The organism is Stenotrophomonas sp. P5_B8, from assembly GCF_054049855.1.
The window spans coordinates 1-7,763 of the sequence record NZ_JBFULO010000172.1; the positions used below are offsets into that span (position 1 = coordinate 1).

Here is a 7,763-nt window from a genome sequence, read left to right on the forward strand (position 1 = left end):
GGGAGAGGGTAGTGCCGAGCCATGCTCGGCACCTCCAACCCGAAACGAAGGACGCTGCTCCACTCTGGATCTCGCCTGCGCACCGGCCAGGACTGCAAGGGCCGGCGTGGGTGGGTGATCAACGGCGCTTCGCCTCAGCCCCGCCGAGTCTCAGCAAGGCATGCCTGCCCGTCATTCTGGGCAGAGGGTAGTGCCGAGCCATGCTCGGCACCTCCAGCCCCAAACGAAGGCCGCTGCTCCACTCTGGATCTCGCCTGCACACCRGGCATGGCTGCARGGGTCGGTGCTGGTGGGCGATCAATGTCACTTCGCCTCAGCGTTGCCGGGTCTCAGCAAGGCAGGCCTGCCCGTCATTTAAGAAGAGGGTAGTGCCGAGCCATGCTCGGCACCTCCAACCCAAACGAAGGCCGCTGCCCGGCGTTGGTCTTTCCAGGCGTGCCGACCATCCTCGGCAGGACAGGGCAGGGCTGGGGTGGGGGCCGCGGTGCGGGACCGTCATGCGCCATGGATGGCGCATGCGAGCCCCCAGGGATGGATTCTCGGCGTGTCCCGCACCCCGGTCCGCCCCAGCCCTCTCCCCGATGGTGCGGGCGCGTTTTTGACCTTCGCGCCCGCTTCAGCGCGGCCAATAACCCCTCGCCACATACGCGCCAGTACAGACGCAGGGCGGTGTTCGGCCTTATCATTCGCCGTTCGATTTTTGCAGGCGGATGACCGCGTGACCGATTCCAATCTCGCATTCGTATTCCCCGGCCAGGGGTCGCAGTCGCTGGGCATGCTCGCCGAACTGGCCGAGCTGCACCCGCAGGTCCGCGATGCCTTCACCGAGGCCTCCGACGGCGCCGGTGTCGACCTGTGGGCGCTGTCGCAGGGCGGTCCCGAGGAAATGCTCAACCGCACCGAATACACCCAGCCGGCCCTGCTGGCCGCCAGCATTGGCGTGTGGCGCGTCTGGAATGCGGTGGGGGGTGCCAAGCCCGCCGTCCTTGCCGGTCACAGCCTGGGCGAGTACACCGCCCTGGTCGCCGCTGGCGCCCTCACCCTGCACGACGGCGCCCATCTGGTGCGCCTGCGCGGGCAGCTGATGCAGGACGCTGCCCCGGCCGGTGTCGGCGCGATGGCCGCCGTGCTCGGCGCCGAGGACGCCCTGGTCCAGGAGGTCTGCGTGCAGGCCGCCGGCAGCCAGGTGGTGGTCCCGGCCAACTTCAACTCCCCCGGTCAGATCGTCATCGGTGGCGACGCCGCTGCGGTGGACCGCGCGCTGGCGTTGCTGGCCGAGAAGGGCGTGCGCAAGGCGGTCAAGCTGGCCGTCAGCGTGCCCTCGCACACCCCGTTGATGCGCGAAGCCGCCAACCGCCTGGCCGAAACCATGGCCGGGCTGGACTGGCGCGCCCCGGCGCTGCCGGTGGTGCAGAACGTCGATGCCCGCGTGCATGACGGCATCGACGCCATCCGCCAGGCGCTGGTCCAGCAGCTGTACCTGCCGGTCCAGTGGACCGGCTGCGTACAGGCGCTGGCCGCCCGTGGCGTCACCCGCGTTGCCGAGTGCGGCCCGGGCAAGGTGCTGAGCGGATTGATCAAGCGCATCGACAAATCGCTGGACGCGCGCACACTGTCCACGCCCGCCGATTTCGAGGCTGCCCGCGAAACCTGGGCTGCCTGATCCTTCGACCGCGTTCGCGTCGCCCTGCCTTCGGGCCGGGCGCGTGGATCGGTCCCGTTCGAGGAACTACAGATGAGCAAGCCCCTTCAGGGTGAAATCGCACTGGTGACCGGCGCCAGCCGTGGCATCGGCGCCGCCATTGCCGACGCACTGGCCGCGCAGGGCGCGACCGTCATCGGCACTGCCACCACCGACGCCGGCGCTGCTGCGATCGGCGAGCGCCTGGCCGCTGCCGGCGGCCATGGCCGCGCGCTGAACGTGACCGACGCTGCTGCGCTGGACGCGGTGCTGGACGGCATCGCCAAGGAGTTCGGCGCCATCACCATCCTGGTCAACAATGCCGGCATCACCCGCGACAACCTGCTGCTGCGCATGAAGGAAGAGGACTGGCAGGCCATCCTGGACACCAACCTGACCAGCGTGTTCCGCACCTCCAAGGCGGTCATCCGCGGCATGATGAAGGCACGCCGTGGCCGCATCATCAACATCGCTTCGGTGATCGGCGTGACCGGCAATGCCGGCCAGGCCAACTATGCCGCCGCCAAGGCCGGCATCATTGCGTTCTCCAAGTCGCTGGCCAAGGAAATCGGCTCGCGTGGCATCACCGTCAATGTGGTCGCCCCCGGCTTCATCGACACCGACATGACCAAGGCGTTGCCCGAAGAACAGCGCACCGGCCTGGTCAAGTCCATCGCCCTGGAACGCCTGGGCGAAGCCTCCGACATCGCCAATGCGGTGGCGTTCCTGGCCGGTCCCTCGGCCAGCTACATCACCGGCGAAACCCTCCATGTGAACGGCGGCATGTACATGCCGTAAGCATGTGGCGCACGGACCGCGCCGCAAGTGGTTGATCTGAAAGGTGTTTTGCAGCGATGTAAGGCATCACCGGTTTCCACTACACTATCCCACGGTCATCCATTACCGGATGGCGTCATTTTTGAACCACTACTCCATCTGGAGCGATATCCAATGAGCACCATCGAAGAACGCGTCAAGAAAATCGTCGTCGAACAGCTTGGCGTCAAGGAAGAAGAAGTCACCAACAGCGCATCGTTCGTCGATGACCTGGGCGCTGACTCGCTGGACACCGTTGAACTGGTGATGGCGCTGGAAGAAGAGTTCGAGTGCGAAATCCCGGACGAAGAAGCCGAGAAGATCAGCACCGTCCAGGCTGCAATCGACTACATCAACGCCCACGTCAAGGCTTGATGTCAGGCGGCTTGCGCGCGGCGGTGGCACCTGCCCCAGCCGCGCGCGGCAATCCCATGGGGCCGCGCTTGCGGCCCTGTGCATTTAAGCGTTACACCGCGTCATAYCCGCAACATCCGGGTCAGGAGAATCTGCAATGAAGCGTCGCGTCGTCGTTACCGGCATGGGCATGGTCTCGCCGTTGGGCAATGATATGGCCACCAGTTGGAAGGGCATTACCGAAGGCCGTTCCGGCATCGGTCCGCTGACCAACGTTTCGCAATCCTACCTGGACCGTTTCACCACCAAGATTGCAGGTGAGGTCAGGGACTTCGACATCACCGCCGACAACGAACAGTTCGGCACGTTCCGGGTCAGTGGCAAGGATGCCAAGAAGATGGACCCGTTCATTCATTACGGCCTCGGTGCCGCCTTCATGGCCTTGAACGATTCGGGCCTGGAAATCACCGACGGCAACGCAGAGCGCGTGGGTGCCATCGTTGGCGCCGGCATCGGCGGCCTGCTGGGTATCGAAGAACAAACCATCGATTTCCACGAGGGCAAGAAGATCTCGCCCTTCTACGTGCCCAAGACCATCATCAACATGCTCCCGGGGCAGTTGAGCATCATCACCGGCCTGAAGGGCCCGTCGTTCTCGGCGGTGTCGGCCTGCGCCACCTCCAACCATTCCATCGGCACCGCCATGCGCATGATCCAGTACGGCGATGCGGACGTGATGGTCGTGGGCGGCGCCGAGCGCGGCTCCTCGCCGACCGCACTGGGCGGCTTCTGCGCCATGAAGGCCATGTCCACCCGCAACGACGCGCCGGCGGAAGCCTCGCGCCCGTGGGACAAGGACCGCGACGGCTTCGTGCTGGGCGACGGTGCCGGCATCCTGATCCTGGAAGAATACGAACACGCCAAGGCGCGTGGCGCGCGCATCTATGCCGAGCTGGCCGGTTTCGGCGCCAGCTCCGATGCGTACCACATGACCGCCCCGAGCGAGAACGGCGAAGGCGCGGCGCGCTGCATGACCATGGCCCTCAAGGACGCCGGCGTGACCCCGGACCAGGTGGGTTACCTCAATGCGCATGGCACGTCCACGCCGCTGGGTGACCTGGGCGAAACCATGGCGATGAAGACCGCGTTCGGCGACCACGCCCACAAAATGATGGTCAGCTCCACCAAGTCGATGACCGGCCACCTGCTCGGCGCGGCCGGCGGTGTGGAAGCCATCTTCTCGGTGCTGGCGCTGCGCGACAACGTGATTCCGCCGACCATCAACCTGCACCAGCCCGGCGAAGGCTGCGACCTGGATTACGTGCCCAACACCGCACGCGATGCCAAGGTCGACGTGGTCATGTCCAACGGCTTCGGCTTCGGCGGCACCAACGGCACGCTGGTGTTCAAGCGGGTCTGATCCACTGCCGCCGCACACGCACCGGGCCGCCATCTTGGCGGCCTTGGTGTATCTGGCCTTCGCTCCTTCCGGTTTCCCGCCATGCTCCTGATCCAGCCGTTGCCCGCCACCACCGACCTGCTCGCGCTGCAGCGCGTGGCACCGCAGCGCTATCCGCTGCTGATGGAATCCACTGCCTCGGGTACCGCGCAGGGGCGCTGGGACCTGCTGCTGATGGGCAACGGCGAGGCGCAGGCACTGCATGCCGACGGCGTCGTCCGCGATGCCGAAGGGCAAGCGCACTCCGGCCGCTTCCTTGATGTGCTGGATGCGCACTGGGCCGCCCTGCGGCTGCCCCGCGAAGAGACGCTGTTGCCGTTCCGCGGCGGCTGGGCGCTGATGCTGGATTACGAGCTGGCCGGGCAGATCGAGACCGTGCTGCAGCTGCCGGCGCGCGCCGACGGGCTGCCCTCGGCACTGGCCCTGCGTTGCCCGGCTGCGGTGCTGCACGACCGCGTGCTCGGCCAGTACCACGCGGTGTGCGAGCCTGACCACGACGCGTTGCTGCAGACGCTGCTGGCCGACCTGCAGGCGAGCGCCGCGCTGCCGTCATTGCCGGCCTGGCAGCCACCGGCAGACATGCATGAAGACGCGCCGACGCGCTTCACCGACGGCGTCGGCAAGGTGATCGATTACCTGCGTGCCGGCGACGTGTTCCAGGTCAACCTGTCGCGGCGCTGGCAGGCGCAGTTCAGCGACACGCTGTCGCCGCAGGCGCTGTACGCCCAGTTGCGGGTCGCCAACCCGGCACCGTTCGCCGGGCTGTTCATGGCGCAGGGCAGGGCGGTGGTCAGTTCCTCGCCGGAGCGGTTGGTGTCGGTGCATGGCGATGACGTGCAGACCCGTCCCATCGCAGGGACCCGCCCGCGCTTCGCCGGGGACGACGATGCCGCGCGTATCCGTGAGCTGGTCGGCCATCCCAAGGAGCGYGCCGARCACGTGATGCTGATCGACCTGGAGCGCAACGACCTGGGCCGCATCTGCACACCGGGCAGCGTGGAAGTGGATGAGCTGATGACCGTGGAAAGCTACGCGCATGTGCACCACATCGTCAGCAACGTGCGCGGCCGCCTGCGCGAGGGCGTCAGCCCCGGCCAGGTGATCGCCGCCACCTTCCCCGGCGGCACCATCACCGGCTGCCCCAAGGTGCGCTGCATGCAGATCATCGCCGAGCTGGAACAGACCGCGCGTGGCGCCTATACCGGTGCGTTCGGCTGGCTGAACCGCGACGGCGACCTGGACCTGAACATCCTGATCCGCACCGCCGAGGTGAGCGCGGGCAGCGCCGCGTTCCGTACCGGCGCCGGCATCGTGGTCGATTCGGACCCGGACAAGGAACTGGACGAAACCCGCGCCAAGGCGCGCGGCCTGATGCGGGCGCTGGGCCGGCATGATTGAGCCGTTTGGCGGTGTGCAGCACCCGCGCGGTATGCTGCGCGGCGGCGAAATCGATTCGAGGTGACCATGGCGGGTGCGAAACGGGGTTGTCTGGCCGTGCTGGCGATGCTGCTGTTGGCAGCAGTGCTGCTGGCCGGTGCGGGGGCGTGGTTCTGGCACAGCCAGAGCGGCTTCGCCGATGCGCCGCTGACGCCCGACCAGCCCAGCATGGTGATCGCCCCCGGCGACGGCCTGAACACCGTCCTGGGCAAGCTGCGCGCGGTCGGCGTGGACGAGGGCAGCGACACCCAGTGGCAGCTGCTGGCGCGCCAGCTGGATGCGGCCGGCAAGCTCAAGGTGGGCGAGTACGCGCTGGATGCCAGCCTGACCCCGCGCGCGCTGCTGCTGCGCATGCGCCAGGGCCGGGTGCTGCAGCACCGGGTAACCATTGTCGAGGGCTGGAACATTCGTCAGCTGCGCGCCGCGCTCAAGCGCGCCGATCCGCTCGTGCACACCACCGACGGCCTGGACGATGCGGCGCTGATGAAGGCGCTGGGCTTCCCCGGCGAACATCCGGAAGGCCGCTTCCTTCCCGAGACCTATGTGTATCAGCGCGGCGACAGCGACGTGGACGTGCTCAAGCGCGCGCACGCCGCCATGGAAAAGGAACTGACCGCCGCCTGGGACAGCCGCAGCGACGACCTGCCGCTGAACTCGCCTTACGAACTGCTGACCCTGGCCTCGATCATCGAGAAGGAAACCGCGCTGCCCAGCGAGCGTCCGCAGATTGCCGGCGTGTTCGTGCGCCGGTTGAAGATCGGCATGCGCCTGCAGACCGATCCCACCGTGATCTACGGCATCGGTAGCAGCTACGACGGCAACATCCGCAAGCGCGACCTGACCACCGACACGCCCTACAACACCTACACCCGCGCCGGTCTCACCCCGACGCCGATCGCCATGCCCGGCCGCGACGCACTGCATGCCACCGCCCAGCCGGCTGCCGGCAATGCGCTCTACTTCGTTGCAGTGGGCGATGGCAGTGGCGCGCACGTGTTCTCGGCCAACTACGCCGACCATAACGCCGCCGTTGCCCGCTACCTGCAGCAGCTGCGCCAGCAGCGCAGCCAGGCGGCCCCGCAGTGACCGCCGCGCTGCTGCGCCACCCGCGCTTTGTCAGCCTGGAAGGTGGCGAGGGGGCCGGCAAGACCACCGCGATCAACGCGCTGCGCGATGCACTGCGCGCGCGCGGGCATGAGGTGCTGCTGACCCGGGAGCCGGGTGGCACGCCGCTGGCCGAGCGCATCCGCGCGCTGGTCCTCAAGCCGGACATCGAGATCGCCGCCGAGCCGCTGTCGGCCGAGGCCGAGCTGCTGCTGGTGTTCGCCGCGCGCGCCCAGCACGTACGCCAGGTGATCCAGCCGACGTTGCGCCGGGGGGCCTACGTGATCAGCGACCGCTTCACCGATTCCAGCTACGCCTACCAGGGCGGTGGACGTGGCCTGGATCCGGCCTGGATCGCCGACCTGGAGCGTCGCGCGGTCGGCCTGCTGCCCGGCCTGACCCTGCTGCTGGACGTGGACGTGGCAGTGGGGCGCGCCCGCGCCAACGGCCGCGACATGTGGCCGGACCGTATCGAGAGCGAACAGGACGACTTCTTCCAGCGGGTACGCGCGGTGTTCCGCCAGCGCGCTGGCGAGGATCCCGCCCGTTTCCGCCTGATCGACGCCAGCCAGGACCAGGCCGGCGTCGCCGCGGCGGTGGTGGCTGCCGTGGATGTGTGGCTGGCGCAGGCACCGGAGAGCTGAGATGAGCGAGACCTTTTCCCCCTGGCAGAAACGCGCGTATGACCAGACGGTGGCCGCGCTGGATGCCGACCGACTCGGCCATGGCCTGCTGATCTGCGGCCCGGCCGGGCTGGGCAAGCGCGCGGTGGCACTGCGCATGGCCCAGCACATCCTGTGCAGTGGCGAGCCCGCGGCGGCCAAGCGCAGCGCGCAGCTGATCGCCGCCGGTACCCACCCGGACCTGCAGCTGATCTCGTTCATTCCCAACAAGTCCGGCGACAAGCTGCGC

Annotated in this window: 7 protein-coding genes and 1 pseudogene; all 8 read left to right on the plus strand. The window is 67.9% G+C overall.

Features of this window, described 5'->3' with window-relative positions:
- Positions 1 to 718: 718 nt before the first annotated feature.
- Positions 719 to 1,663, plus strand: a complete 945-nt coding sequence (gene fabD, locus ACXJKH_RS11055) for an ACP S-malonyltransferase (RefSeq protein WP_457319465.1) — start codon at positions 719 to 721, stop codon at positions 1,661 to 1,663.
- 72 nt (positions 1,664 to 1,735) lie between these two features.
- Positions 1,736 to 2,479, plus strand: coding sequence for a 3-oxoacyl-ACP reductase FabG (fabG, locus tag ACXJKH_RS11060; RefSeq protein ID WP_256775671.1), 744 nt, complete (start codon positions 1,736 to 1,738; stop codon positions 2,477 to 2,479).
- A 153-nt stretch (positions 2,480 to 2,632) separates the two neighbouring features.
- Entirely contained in the window at positions 2,633 to 2,872 is a 240-nt protein-coding gene (gene acpP, locus ACXJKH_RS11065; RefSeq protein ID WP_017357544.1) for an acyl carrier protein, read from the plus strand.
- Between the two features lie 136 nt (positions 2,873 to 3,008).
- Positions 3,009 to 4,271 (plus strand): beta-ketoacyl-ACP synthase II, encoded by a 1,263-nt coding sequence (gene fabF, locus ACXJKH_RS11070; RefSeq protein WP_256775672.1) that lies wholly within the window; start codon positions 3,009 to 3,011, stop codon positions 4,269 to 4,271.
- Between the two features lie 81 nt (positions 4,272 to 4,352).
- Complete coding sequence (locus ACXJKH_RS11075; protein WP_457319466.1) at positions 4,353 to 5,708, plus strand: aminodeoxychorismate synthase component I; 1,356 nt, start codon at positions 4,353 to 4,355, stop codon at positions 5,706 to 5,708.
- A 66-nt stretch (positions 5,709 to 5,774) separates the two neighbouring features.
- Positions 5,775 to 6,833 (plus strand): endolytic transglycosylase MltG, encoded by a 1,059-nt coding sequence (gene mltG / locus ACXJKH_RS11080; protein WP_457319467.1) that lies wholly within the window; start codon positions 5,775 to 5,777, stop codon positions 6,831 to 6,833.
- The gene (gene tmk / locus ACXJKH_RS11085; RefSeq protein ID WP_457319468.1) at positions 6,830 to 7,495 is read left to right on the plus strand and encodes a dTMP kinase; all 666 of its coding nucleotides are present in this window, start codon (positions 6,830 to 6,832) and stop codon (positions 7,493 to 7,495) included. The genes mltG and tmk overlap by 4 nt, the downstream gene beginning before the upstream one ends.
- A gap of 1 nt (position 7,496) precedes the next feature.
- A pseudogene (locus tag ACXJKH_RS11090) lies at positions 7,497 to 7,763 on the plus strand (DNA polymerase III subunit delta'); the annotation flags it as partial.

Excerpts from the sequence above, each read along its gene's own strand:
- fabF (WP_256775672.1), top strand. The coding sequence starts at position 3,009 with ATGAAGCGTCGCGTCGTCGTTACCGGCATGGGCATGGTCTCGCCGTTG.
- acpP (WP_017357544.1), top strand. The coding sequence starts at position 2,633 with ATGAGCACCATCGAAGAACGCGTCAAGAAAATCGTCGTCGAACAGCTT.
- mltG (WP_457319467.1), top strand. The coding sequence starts at position 5,775 with ATGGCGGGTGCGAAACGGGGTTGTCTGGCCGTGCTGGCGATGCTGCTG.
- fabG (WP_256775671.1), top strand. The coding sequence starts at position 1,736 with ATGAGCAAGCCCCTTCAGGGTGAAATCGCACTGGTGACCGGCGCCAGC.